The organism is Neorhizobium sp. NPDC001467, from assembly GCF_050275975.1.
Taxonomy (GTDB): Bacteria; Pseudomonadota; Alphaproteobacteria; order Rhizobiales; family Rhizobiaceae; genus Neorhizobium.
On record NZ_JBNNPS010000002.1, the window covers coordinates 100,606 to 117,467 of the forward strand.

Here is a 16,862-nt window from a genome sequence, read left to right on the forward strand (position 1 = left end):
TGACCTGCTTTTTCCGATGCTTCTCAGGACGCAGGATGGTCCGCGAGCGCGGCCCTCAGGGGCCGATCGCGATCGTCAGGTGGATATCAGGGAGGATAGATCCATGCTGCATCAGAAAATCGTCGAATCGCCGTTCAAGCTGAAATACGGCAACTATATCGGCGGCGAATGGCGCGAGCCGATCGCCGGCAGATATTTCGACAACATCACGCCGGTTACCGGGGGCAAACTGTGTGAAATTCCACGCTCCGACGAGAAGGATATCAATGCCGCGCTCGACGCCGCCCACGCGGCAAAGGACAAATGGGGTCGCACTGCGCCGGCCGAGCGCTCCAACATCCTTATGAAGATCGCCCAGCGGATGGAGGACAAGCTGGAAGTGCTGGCGCAGGCCGAGACATGGGATAACGGCAAGCCGATCCGCGAAACCATGGCGGCCGACATTCCGCTGGCCATCGATCATTTCCGCTATTTCGCCTCCTGCATTCGTGCCCAAGAAGGTTCGATCGGCGAGATCGACAACGATACCATCGCCTATCATTTTCACGAGCCGCTCGGCGTCGTCGGCCAGATCATCCCGTGGAATTTTCCGATCCTGATGGCAGCCTGGAAGCTGGCGCCAGCGCTTGCCGCCGGAAACTGCGTCGTCATCAAGCCGGCCGAACAGACGCCCGCTTCGCTGCTGGTCTGGGCCGAAATGATCGGCGACCTGCTGCCACCCGGGGTCCTCAATATCGTCAACGGCTTCGGTCTTGAGGCGGGCAAGCCGCTGGCATCAAGCCCGCGTATCGCCAAGATCGCTTTCACCGGCGAAACCACGACAGGCCGGCTGATCATGCAATATGCCAGCCAGAACCTTATTCCGGTAACGCTTGAATTGGGCGGCAAGTCGCCCAACATCTTCTTTGCCGACGTCGCCAGTGAAGACGATGATTTCTTCGACAAGGCGCTGGAAGGTTTTGCAATGTTCGCGCTCAACCAGGGCGAGGTCTGCACATGCCCAAGCCGGGCACTGGTCCATGAATCGATCTATGACCGCTTCATGGAACGCGCCGTCAAGCGTGTCGAGGCCATCGTCCAGGGCAATCCGCTGGATTCGGCAACGATGATCGGCGCGCAGGCCTCCAGCGAGCAGATGGAAAAGATCCTGGCCTATCTCGATATCGGAAGGCAGGAAGGGGCCGAGGTTCTGACCGGCGGCGATCGCAACGATCTGGGCGGGGAGCTTGCGAATGGCTACTATATCAAGCCGACCGTGTTCCGTGGCCATAACAAGATGCGGGTGTTCCAGGAGGAAATTTTCGGGCCTGTCGTTTCCGTCACGACCTTCAAGGATGAAGAGGAAGCGCTCGCCATTGCCAATGACACGCTTTACGGGCTCGGTGCCGGCGTCTGGACCCGTGACGGCACCCGCGCCTATCGGTTCGGGCGGGAAATTCAGGCGGGGCGTGTGTGGACCAATTGCTACCACGCCTATCCGGCGCATGCGGCCTTCGGCGGCTACAAGCAATCGGGCATCGGTCGCGAAACCCACAAGATGATGCTCGACCATTACCAGCAGACCAAAAACATGCTGGTGAGCTACAGCCCGAAAAAGCTCGGCTTCTTCTGACGGCCGAGTTCAAGTCGTCTCGCCAGGGTGCACCTGGGTTTTAAGCGTCTTCAGTGTGCCCCGGCAGGATGATGACATTCCATCGCCGGCTTTCGCGCTCCGCCTTTGATTGGGCAGCAGTAGTAGCGGTTCCCCCCTCGCCGTTTTGGCAGCGAAGGGGCGGGCCACACCAGGCAGGCGGTTTCTTTTCGTCAGTGCGGGTAGGAAAACCTTGCTGTAAGGGAGAGTACGCGGGCAAGCGAGGCACCTGACGCGAGTGGCCTTCGGTTTTGTCTGGAGAGGATAGTCATGGAAACGACGGTCAACGGCGAGCCGCGCGTTATCGCCACGGCGGCGGCGCTCGCCCTTATTGCTGAGATACAGGCTGACCATCCGCAAATCCTGTTCCATCAGTCGGGCGGTTGCTGCGACGGGTCGTCGCCCATGTGTTACCCGACCGACGATTTCATCGTCGGCGATCAGGACGTCAAACTGGGCGAGATCGGCGGCGCGGCGGTCTTCATCAGCGCCAGCCAGTTCGAGGCATGGAAACATACACAACTGATCATAGATGTAGTGCCGGGCAGGGGCGGCATGTTCTCGCTCGACAATGGTCGCGAAAAACGTTTTCTCACCCGCTCGCGCCTGTTCGGCGGCGGAGAGGCGTGCGCGATACCCAGTGCCGGTAGCTGACGGCGACGTATCTGTATGGTGCGTCCGAAGGCTCGGTGGCCGCATGGATAGATCACAACGCCAGATACACTTCAACGCTGGCCGCTGGCATGACGAGGGGCGACCACCCCGCCGACCGCGGCTTTCCGTCTGCTCTTTGGCGTCGATACCGGGCATGCGAAAGGGCGTGGGTGCACAACTGCCGGCTCCGAGCCTGCTTCCAGCTACGAGCTGGGCCGTGCGTTCAGCGCCGGGCGGCCGTCAGGCAGAAAAAGGCGCCTTGCGGATCGAGCGCCTGGACGATCCAGTTGCCGCCGGGCACTTCCATTGGCCCGTTGACGATCCGGCCGCCTGCCGTCGTGATGCGCGCGGATGCAACGTCGATGCCGTCAACGATGAAATAGTAGCGCCAGCAGGACATCGGCACGTTTTGCGGCCGCGTCATCATGCCACCGGCTCTCTGACCGCCATGGGCGAAAACCCGGTATTTCCCCATCGGGCCCATGTCGACAGTCTCGGCCAGGGTCCAGCCGAAAACCCTGCTGTAGAAATCGAAGGCCTCTTCGTCGTCACCGGCGTAGAGTTCGTGCCATCCGACGTTGCCCGCTTCGTCCGGCCGTGCTTCACGCTGCGGATCCTTCGGCGGCAAGGGCGTCATGATGCATAGAACCGCGCCATGCGGATCGGCAACCACCGCGAAGCGCCCGATGCCGGGGATGTCCTCCGGCTGCCGCTGCACGCGGCCACCATGGTCCACATAATCGCGGCAGGTCTGATCGACGTCATCGACGGCAACATAGCCGCTCCAGTTCGGCGGCAGCTTGCCGTCGAGTTCCGGCGGAAAGTTCATCATGCCGCCGATACCGGCGCAATCGTCACCCTCGCCGATCTCGAAAAGGAAATAGGCAGGGAGATCGGGCATTGCCACAGATTTCACGTTCCATCCGATGACGGCGGAATAGAAGGCGCCGGCCGCTTCCAGGTCTGCGGTCATCAGTTCGGTCCAGATAAAGCGCCCATGGTTTTGCGACCTCATTCCGGAACGGTCCTCGGATTGCGTCTCGGGTCCTGTCGTCGAAGCAGTCTGCACGGCCTTCCTCCATCCATCCGTTGAAATTTCAGCACACCGGGCGTGTGGAGCGTCATTCCCTGCGCCGGTACTCGGCCCGCATGAACTGTTTCCAGCTGCTGTCCGGCTGCCTGGCGCTGGAGGTGAAAATCCGGTGACTGTCGCTCAGCAAGGTGATCTGCTCGCGGTAATCGGCGTCACCTTCACCACTCATCGAGGGTCCGGTCGTATAGAGGCTGAGGGTCTTGCCGTCGGGCTCGACCTCGCCGTCGTAAACCCACAGATTGTCCATCATCGACCCGAGCCATGTGCCGACATATCTGCCTTTCGCTGCATCAAAGCCCAGAGTAAGCAAAGTGGTGGCAGGACCTTCACCGCCCGGCATGTCGCCCTTGCCCTCGGCAATCACCCAGATGCCGGAAAGCGAACGGACGGTTTCGACCCAGGGTGTTTCGGCGTCCATGTCCGAGGTGACATCCCAGATACCGACCAGCTTTTCAAGAAACGCGTGTTCGCGCGTCGGTTTGGCCATGACCATTGTCATGTCTCTTCTCCCTCTTCTGGTTTTTCAGTCACCTCAACGGCAGCAGGATGGTGCCGCCGTGTCCGCCTTGCCTTCATATTCGTCGTGACGCTTGAGAAAACTCATCGTCGAGGTTTCGTTGCGCCCAAGCGGCGCACGGTCGAGCAGCATCAGCGTGCCGCAGACCTCCTCGCCACCGCGCCCATAGGTAGAATAGGTGTGAAAGATTTCGCCGGTCGGATTGAGATAGAAGGAGGACATACCATGCTCCTCGTTGGCGATCTGATCGGTCTCCACTTGCCGGTAATTGTAGTGAACGCTTCCGGATGCTCGTTCTTGATCCGAAAACGACACGCCGTAATCGTAATTGAAAGCGCTGCCGAAGGACGATACCCATGGAAAACTCCAGCCCATGCGCTGCCGATAGGTCTCGATTTTCGACAGCGGCGCGCGCGACACCGCCACCCAGGTAACATCGTGATTGTTGAGATGGGGCAGCGCGCCTTCGATATGATCGCAGAAAAACGAGCAACCGATACAGCCCTCGTCCCAATCGGGACCGAACATGAAGTGGTAGACCAGGAGCTGGCTGCGGCCATCGAAAAGGCCACGCAGGTCTTGGCGTCCGCTACGGGTGTCGAAGCGGTATTCCGCCTCTACCTTGATCCAGGGCAAGGCTTGGCGAGCGGCACGGACCGTGTCGCGCAGCCTGGTTTCCTGCTTTTCCAGCTCCAACAGTCTCAGACGGGCCTCGCGCCACGCCTCCCGGTCCACGACGGGATTGTCGACGACGGCCTTTGCAGTTCCGCTTGCGTCCATCTCGGCCTCCTCCTCCTTGACAGATTGGGTTGATATCAACATAAATGCTGCATGCTGTCAAATATCGATTCAGTTCCGTTCTCAACCACGCTGCATGTGCGTGATACCTGTCTGTGTCTCCACGTCCAAAGAGCGGCGCGGGCGCTGGCGCGCCGCTTCGATCTTGCCATGCAGCCGATCGGCCTGAACAACGGCCAGTTTTCGTTGATGATGGCGCTCAATCGCCCGCAACCGGCAACCATGAAATCCGTCTGCAATGTGCTTTCCATGGACCGCACGACCTTGACGGCAGCCCTCAAGATCCTGACACGACGCGGCTTGGTCGAGGCGGCGGTCGATCCCGCGGATCGACGCGGCAAGCTGCTGTCACTGACCGAAGCTGGCATGATGCTGCTTGCCGCGGCCCTGCCGATATGGACCCGGTTGCATGCTAAAATCGACCGCGAGCTGGATCATGAACTGGGCGGGAACGGATCCGAGACCGTGCGCCGCGTCCTCACGCCGATCCGCTGATCCTGATCCAGAGGTGCGGGTCAGCTAAAGCCGTAACGACGACCGGGCCGGGAAGTTGCCGCGCGTTTGTCGCAGATCGGTATGTAGAAGGGCGCTGTGGCGACGCCTGCGAAGGCATGGCGGACACCGTCGCCAAAGCCAGAAAAGCGAACTTTGCACTTGAGGCTCGGAACCACAGTGGGAGAAACGCACGGCATCCGCTCAATAACCCCGTCATCTGCATTGTACGAGGAAACCTTTTGGCGTTCGGGATCGGGCGCCTTTGAAGGACCCGATCCGATACTGCATTGCCGACCAGACCACGGCGCAAGTCGCCGGGCCCGCGTCGCGGGCGCCAGTGTCAGGGGACGCGGCAGTCACAGCTGGTGAGCGTGTCCACAGACCGCGCTATTAATCCTGTTCTTCGCTCTTGCGCGCCTGAAGCAGGCGCGCCTGGCGCAGTCGCTCCGTCTTCTGTTCGCGGGCATGCGCCTCCGCTTCAATGATTTCGAATGCGACCTGGTTGGTTTGTTCGAACTTGGCGATCCTGTCTGCCAATGCCATTGCTGCACCTCATGTTTACCGCCCGTGTTCTAACTAGGGCGGATGTGAGGCGAGCCAAGCCGCAATCGCGATTTTGTACGCTAGCGTCCGATTATTGCGACAGATTTCGATAAGGGGAGCCGCTGGACCCGTGAGCGGGCGTCTCCGGCCGCTCGCTTTTCAGCCCGGCGGTTCACCAACAATTCGTGGCCTTGGCGGCTTTCATCGCAGAAACCGTGCCCTAGCTATAAAGGGCCCGAACCTGCTCCCACGGTTCGGACACCTAAGGAACGTGGGCGCTGCAGAGCAATCAAAACAGGAGGATATCGGTGTCGGATAACAAGGCGAAGGCGGACACATCCGTGCATGCAACGTTTACGACACCTGAGGATTGGCAGGCCCTCGCCGAAAAGGAGCTGAAATCCTCGCCCGACACGCTGGTCTGGCACACGGCTGAAGGCATCGATATCAAACCGCTCTACACGTCCGAGGATTTGGATGGCATCGACCATCTGGACACGCTGCCGGGCTTCAAGCCCTTCGTGCGCGGTCCGCGGGCGACGATGTATGCGGGGCGGCCGTGGACGATCCGCCAATATGCGGGATTTTCAACGGCGCAGGAAAGCAATGCCTTTTACCGCCGCAATCTTGCAGCCGGCCAGAAAGGTCTTTCGGTCGCCTTCGATCTTGCTACCCATCGCGGCTACGACTCGGATCATCCGCGCGTAGAAGGTGATGTCGGCAAGGCCGGGGTGGCGATCGACAGCGTCGAGGACATGAAGATCCTGTTCGACGGCATTCCGCTCAAGGACATGTCCGTGTCGATGACGATGAACGGCGCGGTCATCCCAATCCTTGCCGCCTTCATCGTCGCCGGCGAGGAGCAGGGCTGTTCGCGCGCCGAACTCTCCGGCACCATCCAGAACGACATTCTCAAGGAGTTCATGGTCCGCAACACCTATATCTATCCGCCCGAACCCTCGATGCGGATCGTTGCCGACATCATCGAATACACGGCGAAGGAAATGCCGCGTTTCAATTCCATCTCGATCTCGGGCTACCACATGCAGGAGGCCGGAGCGACGCTGGTGCAGGAACTGGCCTTCACGCTGGCTGACGGGCGCGAATATGTGCGCGCCGCGCTCGCCAAGGGGCTTGATGTCGATGCATTTGCCGGCCGCCTGTCCTTCTTCTTCGCCATTGGCATGAACTTCTTCATGGAGGCGGCAAAGCTGCGTGCCGCCCGCCTGTTGTGGTCGCGCATCATGGAGGAGTTCGAGCCGAAGAAGCCGGGTTCGCTGATGCTGCGTACCCATTGCCAGACATCCGGCGTGTCGCTGGCCGAGCAAGACCCTTATAACAATGTCATCCGCACCGCCTACGAAGCATTGTCGGCCGTGCTCGGCGGCACGCAATCGCTGCATACCAATGCGCTGGACGAGGCGATGGCGCTGCCGACCGATTTTTCCGCCCGTATCGCCCGCAATACCCAGTTGATCCTGCAGCACGAAACCGGTGTCACCAAGGTCGTCGATCCGCTGGCCGGTTCCTATTACGTCGAAAGCCTCACGGATGAACTGGCGCAGAAGGCATGGGCGCTGATCGAGGAGGTTGAAAGCCTCGGCGGGATGACCAAGGCGGTGGCGGATGGTCTGCCGAAACGGTTGATCGAGGAGGCCGCGACGCTGCGCCAGGCCAAGGTGGATCGCGGCGAGGACGTGATCGTCGGGGTCAATAAATACCGGCTCGAAAACGAGGACGAGATCGACATTCTCGCAATCGACAACACGGCGGTGCGCAATGCGCAGATCGGGCGGCTGGAAGAGGTGCGCCGACAGCGCGATCCGAAAAGGGTCGAGGAAACGCTTGCGTCACTGTCTGACGTTGCCCGATCGGGGACTGGAAATCTGCTCGAAGCTGCCGTCGAAGCGGCGCGGGCGCGGGCAACCGTTGGCGAAATCTCCGATGCCATGCGCCAGTCGTTCGGCGATCATGCCGCCATGCCGGAAGTGGTCGGTGATATCTATGGCGCCGCCTATGCCGACGATCCAGAATACGAGACGATCGTCTCGCGGCTTGCCGATTATGGCTCAAAGGCCGGCAAGCCGAAAATCATGGTGGCGAAACTCGGTCAGGACGGCCATGACCGCGGCGCCAAGGTGATCGCGTCCGCCTTTGGCGATATCGGCTTCGAAGTGCTGGCGGGTCCGCTGTTCCAGACACCGGAAGAGGCGGCGGAGATGGCGATCGAAAAGGATGTGCAGGTCGTCGGCATCTCGTCGTTGGCTGCAGGCCATCGCACGCTTGCACCGCAGCTTGTCGCGGCGCTAAGGGAGAAAGGGGCGGAAAACATCATTGTCGTCGTGGGTGGAGTGATCCCCCGGCAGGATTACGACCATCTGCTGGAAAACGGCGTTGCTGCTGTTTTTGGTCCCGGTACCAATGTGCTCGATGCAGCGCGCGCCATTATCGACCTGATGGAAGGCCGGCTGCGCAACCGCTAGGTTTCGGCAGCGGGGCAGGCGATCGGTTCACGAGTGTCGCCACAGGGCGCGGGTTTCGAGGATGGCCCGGTATGCCGGTTCGCCGACGTCTGCACGCAGGCTTCGGCGTCCCTCATGCAACGTTGCGTCCCCAAGTTCCACGCAGTCGTGTAAGCGAGGTTCAGTAGCGTCTGCGCGAATGGCGCGTATCTCCCCGGCCAGGGATGTGGTTTTGTCTGGCTTAACCCTTGCGGGACGTCTAATTTGCGCTCCGATTCGCTGCCACACACGCAGCACAACCCAGCGCGCCGAAGGAGAAGAACGATGACGGACGCAAAGAGCGGCATTACAGGCCTGCGACCGCATATTTCGGTGGTCGGCGTGGGTGGCGGCGGCGGTAACGCCATCAATAACATGATTGCCGAAAATCTGAACGGCGTCGAATTCATTGCGGCCAATACCGACGCGCAGGTGCTTGCCACGTCGAAAGCCTCGCGCCGCATCCAGCTCGGCGCGCAGATCACCGAAGGTCTTGGCGCCGGCTCGCTTCCGGATGTCGGCCGGGCGGCGGCCGAAGAATCGATCGACGAGATCATGGATCACCTCGCCGGTTCGCATATGTGTTTTGTCACAGCCGGAATGGGCGGCGGCACCGGCACCGGCGCGGCCCCGGTGATCGCCCATGCAGCCCGCTCGGCAGGCATTTTGACCGTCGGCGTCGTTACCAAGCCGTTCACCTTCGAAGGCAACCGCCGCATGAAGACGGCGGAGGCCGGTATCGAGGCGCTGCGTCAGGCCGCCGATACGGTCATCGTCATTCCCAACCAGAACCTGTTTCGCATCGCCAATGCCACTACCAGCTTCGCCGATGCCTTCATGACCGCTGACCGGGTGTTGTTTTCGGGAGTCGGCTGCATCACCGATCTGATCGTCAAGGAAGGTCTGATCAACCTCGATTTCGCTGATGTCAAATCGGTCATGAAGGGCATGGGAAGGGCGATGATGGGTACCGGCGAGGCGGCGGGCGACGGGCGCGCGCTGGCGGCAGCCGAAGCGGCAATTGCCAACCCGCTGCTCGACGACATTTCCATGAAGGGCGCGCGCGGCGTGCTGATCTCCATTTCCGGCGGATCCGATATGACCTTGTTCGAGGTGGACGAGGCGGCAAGCCGCATTCGCGACGAGGTTCAGGCCGAAGCCGATATCGTCGTCGGTGCGATTTTTGATCGCAATCTGGACGGCCGGTTCCGCGTATCCGTCGTCGCCACCGGCCTGGAAGGTGGCATGGTCTGAAAGCCTGCTGACTGACGGATTGATTGGGTAAAATATCGTGGCGGCATGATCTTTCATGCCGCCGTTTTGCACCTGGGGCATCGCCTGGAAGTGCTTCCGATAGGCGCGCGCGAACAGGTGAGAACCCTTTGTAACCACGCCCTAATCTAGGCATGAAATTCTCACGTTTTGCCAAAAATCCTCAAATCTCTTGAGGCGAAATGAAATTGCGGGTATCCGTTTCCCCGCAAATCACTTTTTTGAAATTTTTGACAATGGCATGCCGATGAAAAAATCCCGCAGTTCTTTGTGGGCACCTGCGATGCTCCTGTCCGTCGCGCTGATGTCGGGCTGCACCACCGCCAAGCTCGAAACGCCTTCCGCGGAGACCAAAAAGGCCACTCCGGTGCCTTCCAAGCAGGTCTATCATTACACGCCGCAGGATCGCGACTGCCTCAAGCGGGCCATGTATTTCGAATCGAAGCGCAGCAGCCGGGATGGCTTCATGGCGGTCGGAACCGTGGTCATGAACAGGCTGACATCGGATGCCTATCCCGATTCCATCTGCGAGGTCGTCGCGCAGAAGAACCAGTTCGCACCCGGCGTCATGACGCGTCTCATGGATGAGACGACCGCGCCGGAACTGGAAGCTGCAAGCCAGGCGATCCTGAACGGAGAGCGGCACCCCGACGTCAAGGATGCGATGTTCTTTCACACGAGTGGGCTGACCTTTCCCTACAGCAACATGAGCTATGTGGCGGTGGCCGGCGGCAACGCGTTCTACGAGAAGCGCGATCGGGATGGTGCTTTGCAGACGCCGCAGCCGCTGCCTGCCGGCAGCTACATACTGGCCCTGACGCAACAGCGCACATCCGTGCAGGAGACGGCGCTCGACACTCTCATCGCGCCACCCGGGCCGGCGCAAACCCTTGCAGTCGGACAGCCGCTGGCGATGGCATACGAGCCGCTGCCGATGGTCATCCCACTTCCGTTGCCAAAGCCCGGCCAGAGCAGCGAACAGGCGGCGCTGGCCAGCCGGTTCATCTACCGATAGTCGGCGGTTTCCGTAGGCGCGTTCACAGCTCCGGCAGGGGCGCTGCCGGCCTCGATCCCCGTAACGTATCGAAAGCGGTTGCAAGCGAGGAGAAGCGACCACACCAAACATGGTGAACGGCCCTCTGCGCACAGAAACGATTCGTCTTCGATGCGGATCTGGTCGTGCCCCCCGCCTTTCTTGCTGTGCGATGGCAGGGCGCGCCGCGGCTTTGCCTCCGGTGCCGCGCGTCCAGTCGGGTGAGAGTTGCCAGGGACGCTGCCGCAAAACGCTGCGGCCATGTCGCGCGTGAACGTTGATTGATCCCGCATTCAAAAATAGGCTCGGCGCGAAACAGGAAAGCCACATGCCACGGATCGGGATGGAGCCCTTGCGCGGCAGGGCGGTTGTGGGTGTCGCGTTCAACACGGTCGCTGCCCATGGCTTGCGGGAGGGGATGCCGCCATACATCGGTTGCGAAGCCGGCACGCAGATGGCGCCGCTGCGCCGCCTTTGTCAGCGGCTATCGCCGGTCGTCAGATCAGCGATTTTCGGGCTTATCCACATTTGCTGGCCGATGGCATCGCTGTCCGCACCGCCGAGGGTATCCGCTCAAGTACCTCCCGGGCGCGATCCGCTTGTCTCCAATGCCATGCGTCCGGCCTCGATACGCTGGCGGCACGGCCGCCGTTTTTTGGCGAAATGCTGGGCTCCATGCGGGTCTTGTCACTGCAGGCCGAACCGGTTTGTACGCTCGACCGGTCCCTTTGCGGGATACCGAAGCGAAATCGCCGATGGCGTGGCGGCGATGATCGATGGCCTGTATATCCGACCAGGCCCGAACGCCCCGTCGTCCAGCGAAGCGCCGTTCAGGCCGACCGAGGATCATCTCGAATTGCAGCTACAGCCCTTGTGAAGGATACCGACAGACCGTGAACCAGACCCGCCCGAACATTCTCATCATCATGGTCGATCAGTTGAATGGGACATTCTTCCCGGACGGCCCGGCCGATTTCCTGCATGCGCCGCACATGAAGGCGCTGGCAGCGCGTTCGGCGCGGTTTGCCAACAATTACACGTCGTCGCCGCTCTGTGCGCCGGCCCGTGCCTCCTTCATGGCAGGGCAGCTGCCGAGCCGCACGCGCGTCTACGACAACGCCGCCGAATATGTATCGTCCATCCCGACCTATGCGCATCATCTGCGCCGCGCCGGTTATTACACCGCGCTTTCGGGAAAGATGCATTTCGTCGGGCCGGATCAGTTGCACGGGTTCGAGGAACGGCTGACGACGGATATCTATCCCGCTGATTTCGGCTGGACGCCGGATTACCGCAAACCGGGGGAGCGCATCGACTGGTGGTATCATAATATGGGTTCGGTGACCGGCGCGGGCGTGGCCGAAATCACCAACCAGATGGAATATGACGACGAGGTCGCCTTCCTCGCCAACCAGAAAATATATCACCTATCGCGTGAGCGTGACGATGCGGAACGCCGTCCCTGGGCGCTGACGGTTTCCTTCACGCATCCGCATGACCCTTACGTGGCCCGGAAAAAGTTCTGGGATCTGTATGAGGATTGCGAACACCTGATGCCGGAGGTCGGCATGCTGGCCGAGCAGGATCCGCATTCGAAGCGCATCCTGAAATCCTGTGATTATGCCAGCTTCCATATCAGCGAGGAAAACGTCCGTCGCTCGCGCCGGGCCTATTTCGCCAACATTTCCTATCTCGATGAAAAGGTGGGCGAACTGATCGACACGCTGACCCGCACCCGCCAGCTGGACGATACGCTGATCCTTTTCTGCTCCGACCACGGCGACATGCTGGGCGAGCGCGGCCTATGGTTCAAGATGAACTTTTTCGAAGGTTCCGCGCGCGTGCCTCTGATGATTGCCGGCCCCGGCGTCACTCCCGGCCTGCACACCGTGCCGGTCTCCAATCTCGACGTGATGCCGACGCTGTGTGATCTCGCCGGCATTTCCATGGACGAGATCGAGCCTTGGACGGACGGCGAGAGCCTTAAACCGGTAATCGATGGGGGAGAGCGCAAGAACCCGGTGCTGATGGAATATGCCGCCGAAGCCTCTTACGCACCACTGGTCTGCATCCGCGAAGGCCGGTGGAAATACATTCACTGCACGCTGGACCCGGACCAGCTTTTCGATCTCGACAACGACCCGCAAGAGCTGACCAACCTCGCCGACGACCCGGACTTTGCCGAGGTGGTGACGATGTTCCGCAAGAAGCGCGAGGATCGCTGGGACATGGGCGCCTTCGATGCCGCCGTGCGCGAAAGCCAGGCGCGCCGCTGGGTGGTCTACGAGGCTCTGCGCAACGGGGCCTATTACCCCTGGGATCATCAGCCGCTGCAAAAGGCATCCGAGCGCTACATGCGCAACCACATGAACCTCGACAATCTCGAGGAATCCAAGCGTTACCCGCGGGGAGAATAGTTTTATGCGCGCACAACCTACTGCCAGCCACTTCATTGACGGCGAATATGTGGAAGACACCGAAGGCACATCCTTCGACAGCCTTTACCCCGCGACCGGCGAGGTGATTGCCCGCCTGCATGCGGCAACGCCCGCGATTGTCGAAAAGGCGATCGCTGCCGCCAAGCGCGCCCAGCCGGAATGGGCGGCCTTTAGCCCGACCGCACGCGGCCGCATCCTGCGTCGTGCCGCCGACATTATGCGCGAACGCAATCGGGAATTGTCTGAACTCGAAACGCTCGATACCGGCAAGCCGATCCAGGAAACCATCGTCGCCGACCCAACATCCGGCGCCGACAGTTTTGAATTTTTCGGCGGCGTCATCGCGGCCGGACTGAATGGCGACTACATTCCGCTGGGCGGCGATTTCGCCTATACCAAGCGCGTGCCTTTAGGCGTCTGCGTCGGCATCGGCGCCTGGAACTATCCGCAGCAGATCGCTTGCTGGAAGGCAGCACCGGCGCTCGCCGCCGGCAATGCCATGGTGTTCAAGCCGTCCGAAAACACGCCGCTCGGAGCGTTAAAGATTGCCGAAATTCTGATCGAAGCGGGGCTGCCGAAGGGTCTGTTCAACGTCATTCAGGGCGACCGCACAACGGGCCCGCTGCTGGTGCAGCATCCCGATGTGGCCAAGGTTTCATTGACCGGATCTGTGCCGACCGGACGCAAGGTAGCGGCAGCGGCGGCGGGCAACCTCAAGCATGTGACAATGGAGCTTGGCGGAAAATCGCCGCTGATCGTCTTCGACGATGCCGATCTCGACAGTGCCGTCGGCGGCGCCATGCTTGGCAATTTCTATTCGACCGGACAGGTCTGTTCCAACGGCACGCGCTTGTTCGTGCAGCGCCATATCAAGCAGGCGTTTCTTGCCAAGCTGAAGGCGCGTACCGAAAACATCGTCATCGGCGAGCCGTTGGATGAGGCAACGCAGATGGGACCGCTTATCTCCTTCGACCAGCGCCAGAAAGTGCTCTCCTATATCGACAAGGGCAGGGCGGAGGGCGCAACGCTGCTGACGGGCGGCGGTATTCCGAACGATATTACCGGCGAAGGATATTACATCCAGCCGACCGTATTTGCCGATGTGACCGACGACATGACGATCGCCCGCGAGGAGATTTTCGGCCCGGTCATGTGCGTGCTCGATTTCGATGACGAGGCGGAGGTGATTGCCCGCGCCAACACGACGGAATTCGGTTTGGCGGCGGGCGTGTTCACCGCCGACCTTTCGCGTGGTCACCGGGTGGCGGATCAGCTGGATGCCGGCACCTTGTGGATCAACACCTATAATCTCTGCCCGGTGGAAATTCCTTTCGGAGGCTCGAAACAGTCCGGTTTCGGGCGGGAAAACTCGCTGGCGGCGCTGGAGCATTACTCGCAGCTGAAGACGGTCTATGTCGGCATGGGCAAGGTCGAGGCGCCGTATTGAGGATGGCGTCAGTCCACCATCTCCACGACAAGATCGTCGAAATCGACCTTGAGGGCCGCTGCGATGCGCTTCAGCTCATCGACGGAACCGGTTTTCTTGCCGTTTTCGATATCGGACATGGTGGCCTCTGCGAGTTCGGCGGCTTCGGCAAGTTCGGCGACGGTCATCTTGCGGTAATTGCGATAGGTGCGGATGCGGCTGTCGGTGTCGAACAATTCATAGACAAGTTCGGCCGGCCAGGTTTCTTCGCCTGCCTCGATGCGGGCCATGACTTCCTTGGCCATGATGATGTCCATCATGTCCTCGAATTTCTCTTCCGGGACGAGAACGAACGGCTTTCCGTCGATGACGGTTCGGCTGAAGACACCCATCATTCACTCCTTGTAGATACCGCCTCTGGGACCAACATCGACAACAAGGACGAGGTTTGTCTGCTCGTCGATGACGACCCTGTCAACGCCGACCCGAATGCGAACAAGGGGACTGCCCGACAGCTCTTTGGGATCGACCCTTTCGCCACGCGCGAACGCATCGATCTTCGCCCTGATAGCAGCCCGTCGTTTCGGCTGCATCCGGTTCACGCTCTTTTGCGCGACATGAGAATACTGAACCGGCTTCATCCCATCAATATAGCCGGACGCTATAATTGACCCAACCATGGATTGAATAATGCAGGCAGATTTCGTCATCATCGGTTCCGGTTCGGCGGGGTCCGCCATGGCTTACCGTCTTTCGGAAGACGGGAAACATTCGGTGATCGTGATCGAGGCGGGTGGGTCGGATATCGGGCCGTTCATCCAGATGCCGGGTGCGCTTGCCTGGCCGATGAGCATGAAACGCTACAATTGGGGTTACCTTTCCGAGCCCGAGCCGAGCTTGAACAACCGCCGCATCACCGCGCCGCGTGGAAAGGTTCTCGGCGGCTCGTCCTCCATCAACGGCCTTGTCTACGTGCGCGGTCACGCCGAGGACTACAATCGCTGGGAAGCGTTGGGGGCCGATGGCTGGGCCTATGCGGATGTGCTGCCCTATTTCAAGCGCATGGAAACGTCTGCTGGCGGCGAGGCCGGATGGCGCGGAACCGATGGTCCCCTGCATGTGCGGCGCGGTCCGGTGACCAATCCGCTGTTCCATGCCTTCATCAAGGCAGGGGCGCAGGCAGGGTTCGAGACGACGGAGGACTATAACGGCTCAAAACAGGAAGGCTTTGGCCTGATGGAGCAGACCATCCACAACGGTCGTCGCTGGTCTGCCGCCAATGCCTATCTGCGGCCGGCGATGAAACGGCCGAATGTCGAGGTGGTCCACGGTTTCGCCAACAAGGTGCTGATCGAGAACGGTCGCGCCGTCGGCGTCGAGATTTTTCGGCGCGGCAAGACCGAAGTCGTGAGGGCGAACCGCGAGGTCATCATCGCAGCATCCGCGTTCAATTCGCCAAAACTGCTGATGCTGTCAGGCATCGGGCCCGCATCGCACCTGAAGGATATGGGCATCGCGGTCAAGGTCGACCGGCCAGGGGTCGGCGCCAACCTGCAGGACCATATGGAGTTCTATTTCCAGCAGGTCTCGACCAAGCCGGTCTCGCTCTATTCCTGGTTGCCATGGTTCTGGCAGGGGGTTGCAGGCGCGCAGTGGCTTGTGACCAAGGGCGGGCTTGGCGCCTCCAACCAGTTCGAGGCCTGCGCCTTCCTGCGCTCGGCCCCCGGTGTCGCGCAGCCCGACATCCAGTTCCACTTCCTGCCCGTCGCCATCTCCTATGACGGTAGGGCGGCAGCGAAAAGCCACGGCTTTCAGGTCCATGTCGGCTACAATCTGTCGAAGTCGCGCGGCAACGTCACCCTGCGCTCGCCCGATCCGAAGGACGATCCGGTCATCCGCTTCAATTATATGAGCCACCCGGAGGACTGGGAAAAATTCCGCCAATGCGTGCGTCTGACCCGGGAGATATTCGCACAAAAGGCATTCGACGATTATCGCGGCCCGGAAATCCAGCCGGGAGAAAATGTGCAGTCGGACGAGGAGATCGATGCCTTCCTGCGGGAACATCTGGAAAGCGCCTACCACCCTTGCGGCACGTGTCGCATGGGGCGCGCTGACGATCCGCACGCGGTCGTCGATCCTGAGTGCCGGGTCATCGGCGTCGACGCGCTGCGGGTCGCGGATTCCTCCATATTTCCGCATATTACCTATGGCAATCTCAATGGTCCGTCGATCATGACTGGCGAGAAGGCTGCAGACCATATTATGGGAAAGACGGCTTTGCCGCCGATTACTCAACGACCTTGGAGAGATCCGAACGCGCGATAGCGCCGCCGCTGGAGACGGGTTACTTCCGCTTCTGACATATCAGGAAAGCCTCCCATACCCTTTGTTTAAAAACGATTGTTACTGTCACAAAAGCTTCATCCAAACTTCATGTAACACTAAGTCATTTTTGACCA

15 protein-coding genes are annotated in these 16,862 nt (G+C 60.6%); 9 read left to right on the forward strand and 6 right to left on the reverse strand.

Features of this window, described 5'->3' with window-relative positions:
* Positions 1 to 103: 103 nt before the first annotated feature.
* Positions 104 to 1,612, forward strand: coding sequence for an aldehyde dehydrogenase (adh, locus tag ACQKKX_RS05410; RefSeq protein WP_427569444.1), 1,509 nt, complete (start codon positions 104 to 106; stop codon positions 1,610 to 1,612).
* Positions 1,613 to 1,900: 288 nt separating this feature from the next.
* Positions 1,901 to 2,284 carry a DUF779 domain-containing protein gene (locus tag ACQKKX_RS05415; RefSeq protein ID WP_427569445.1) on the forward strand — a complete coding sequence of 128 codons (384 nt, stop codon included), beginning with the start codon at positions 1,901 to 1,903 and terminating at the stop codon, positions 2,282 to 2,284.
* A gap of 223 nt (positions 2,285 to 2,507) precedes the next feature.
* On the opposite strand, the gene ACQKKX_RS05420 is transcribed toward ACQKKX_RS05415, so the two are convergent.
* From ACQKKX_RS05420 to ACQKKX_RS05430, 3 genes are all read right to left on the reverse strand, one after another.
* A complete protein-coding gene (locus ACQKKX_RS05420; protein ID WP_427569446.1) occupies positions 2,508 to 3,299 on the reverse strand; it encodes a VOC family protein in 792 nt (263 codons plus the stop codon).
* Positions 3,300 to 3,405: 106 nt separating this feature from the next.
* The gene (locus ACQKKX_RS05425; RefSeq protein WP_427570090.1) at positions 3,406 to 3,870 is read right to left on the reverse strand and encodes a DUF1579 domain-containing protein; all 465 of its coding nucleotides are present in this window, start codon (positions 3,868 to 3,870) and stop codon (positions 3,406 to 3,408) included.
* Positions 3,871 to 3,909: 39 nt separating this feature from the next.
* Positions 3,910 to 4,674: a DUF899 domain-containing protein gene (locus tag ACQKKX_RS05430; protein WP_427569447.1), complete on the reverse strand. Its 765-nt coding sequence runs from the start codon at positions 4,672 to 4,674 to the stop codon at positions 3,910 to 3,912.
* 54 nt (positions 4,675 to 4,728) lie between these two features.
* On the opposite strand from ACQKKX_RS05430, the gene ACQKKX_RS05435 reads away from it, so the two are divergent.
* Complete coding sequence (locus tag ACQKKX_RS05435; protein ID WP_427570091.1) at positions 4,729 to 5,187, forward strand: MarR family winged helix-turn-helix transcriptional regulator; 459 nt, start codon at positions 4,729 to 4,731, stop codon at positions 5,185 to 5,187.
* Between the two features lie 390 nt (positions 5,188 to 5,577).
* On the opposite strand, the gene ACQKKX_RS05440 is transcribed toward ACQKKX_RS05435, so the two are convergent.
* The gene (locus ACQKKX_RS05440; RefSeq protein WP_427569448.1) at positions 5,578 to 5,730 is read right to left on the reverse strand and encodes a hypothetical protein; all 153 of its coding nucleotides are present in this window, start codon (positions 5,728 to 5,730) and stop codon (positions 5,578 to 5,580) included.
* A 341-nt stretch (positions 5,731 to 6,071) separates the two neighbouring features.
* Here ACQKKX_RS05440 and scpA point away from each other — a divergent pair, with 341 nt between their 5' ends.
* The 5 genes from scpA to betB all read left to right on the forward strand — a co-directional run bounded on the left by scpA (position 6,072) and on the right by betB (position 14,421).
* Complete coding sequence (gene scpA, locus ACQKKX_RS05445) at positions 6,072 to 8,213, forward strand: methylmalonyl-CoA mutase (RefSeq protein WP_427570092.1); 2,142 nt, start codon at positions 6,072 to 6,074, stop codon at positions 8,211 to 8,213.
* Positions 8,214 to 8,516: 303 nt separating this feature from the next.
* The gene (gene ftsZ / locus ACQKKX_RS05450) at positions 8,517 to 9,485 is read left to right on the forward strand and encodes a cell division protein FtsZ (protein WP_427569449.1); all 969 of its coding nucleotides are present in this window, start codon (positions 8,517 to 8,519) and stop codon (positions 9,483 to 9,485) included.
* Between the two features lie 301 nt (positions 9,486 to 9,786).
* Positions 9,787 to 10,518: a cell wall hydrolase gene (locus ACQKKX_RS05455; RefSeq protein ID WP_427569450.1), complete on the forward strand. Its 732-nt coding sequence runs from the start codon at positions 9,787 to 9,789 to the stop codon at positions 10,516 to 10,518.
* 911 nt (positions 10,519 to 11,429) lie between these two features.
* The gene (gene betC, locus ACQKKX_RS05460) at positions 11,430 to 12,953 is read left to right on the forward strand and encodes a choline-sulfatase (RefSeq protein WP_427569451.1); all 1,524 of its coding nucleotides are present in this window, start codon (positions 11,430 to 11,432) and stop codon (positions 12,951 to 12,953) included.
* Positions 12,954 to 12,957: 4 nt separating this feature from the next.
* Positions 12,958 to 14,421 (forward strand): betaine-aldehyde dehydrogenase, encoded by a 1,464-nt coding sequence (betB, locus tag ACQKKX_RS05465; protein ID WP_427569452.1) that lies wholly within the window; start codon positions 12,958 to 12,960, stop codon positions 14,419 to 14,421.
* 8 nt (positions 14,422 to 14,429) lie between these two features.
* On the opposite strand, the gene ACQKKX_RS05470 is transcribed toward betB, so the two are convergent.
* Together ACQKKX_RS05470 and ACQKKX_RS05475 are read right to left on the reverse strand one after the other, a co-directional pair.
* A complete protein-coding gene (locus ACQKKX_RS05470) occupies positions 14,430 to 14,792 on the reverse strand; it encodes a helix-turn-helix domain-containing protein (protein ID WP_427569453.1) in 363 nt (120 codons plus the stop codon).
* Between the two features lie 3 nt (positions 14,793 to 14,795).
* A complete protein-coding gene (locus ACQKKX_RS05475; protein ID WP_427570132.1) occupies positions 14,796 to 15,140 on the reverse strand; it encodes a type II toxin-antitoxin system RelE family toxin in 345 nt (114 codons plus the stop codon).
* On the opposite strand from ACQKKX_RS05475, the gene betA reads away from it, so the two are divergent.
* Positions 15,091 to 16,728 carry a choline dehydrogenase gene (betA, locus tag ACQKKX_RS05480; RefSeq protein WP_427569454.1) on the forward strand — a complete coding sequence of 546 codons (1,638 nt, stop codon included), beginning with the start codon at positions 15,091 to 15,093 and terminating at the stop codon, positions 16,726 to 16,728. The two genes, ACQKKX_RS05475 and betA, sit on opposite strands and share 50 nt — an antisense overlap.
* The last annotated feature ends 134 nt before the right edge of the window (positions 16,729 to 16,862 follow it).

Excerpts from the sequence above, each read along its gene's own strand:
- ACQKKX_RS05475 (WP_427570132.1), bottom strand. The coding sequence starts at position 15,140 with ATGGCGGACCCCGCCGAACCGGAACCGATGATGACGAAATCTGCCTGC.
- ACQKKX_RS05470 (WP_427569453.1), bottom strand. The coding sequence starts at position 14,792 with ATGGGTGTCTTCAGCCGAACCGTCATCGACGGAAAGCCGTTCGTTCTC.
- ACQKKX_RS05455 (WP_427569450.1), top strand. The coding sequence starts at position 9,787 with ATGCTCCTGTCCGTCGCGCTGATGTCGGGCTGCACCACCGCCAAGCTC.
- ACQKKX_RS05415 (WP_427569445.1), top strand. The coding sequence starts at position 1,901 with ATGGAAACGACGGTCAACGGCGAGCCGCGCGTTATCGCCACGGCGGCG.
- ACQKKX_RS05425 (WP_427570090.1), bottom strand. The coding sequence starts at position 3,870 with ATGGTCATGGCCAAACCGACGCGCGAACACGCGTTTCTTGAAAAGCTG.
- ACQKKX_RS05420 (WP_427569446.1), bottom strand. The coding sequence starts at position 3,299 with ATGAGGTCGCAAAACCATGGGCGCTTTATCTGGACCGAACTGATGACC.
- adh (WP_427569444.1), top strand. The coding sequence starts at position 104 with ATGCTGCATCAGAAAATCGTCGAATCGCCGTTCAAGCTGAAATACGGC.
- betB (WP_427569452.1), top strand. The coding sequence starts at position 12,958 with ATGCGCGCACAACCTACTGCCAGCCACTTCATTGACGGCGAATATGTG.
- ACQKKX_RS05440 (WP_427569448.1), bottom strand. The coding sequence starts at position 5,730 with ATGGCATTGGCAGACAGGATCGCCAAGTTCGAACAAACCAACCAGGTC.
- betA (WP_427569454.1), top strand. The coding sequence starts at position 15,091 with ATGCAGGCAGATTTCGTCATCATCGGTTCCGGTTCGGCGGGGTCCGCC.
- ACQKKX_RS05430 (WP_427569447.1), bottom strand. The coding sequence starts at position 4,674 with ATGGACGCAAGCGGAACTGCAAAGGCCGTCGTCGACAATCCCGTCGTG.
- ftsZ (WP_427569449.1), top strand. The coding sequence starts at position 8,517 with ATGACGGACGCAAAGAGCGGCATTACAGGCCTGCGACCGCATATTTCG.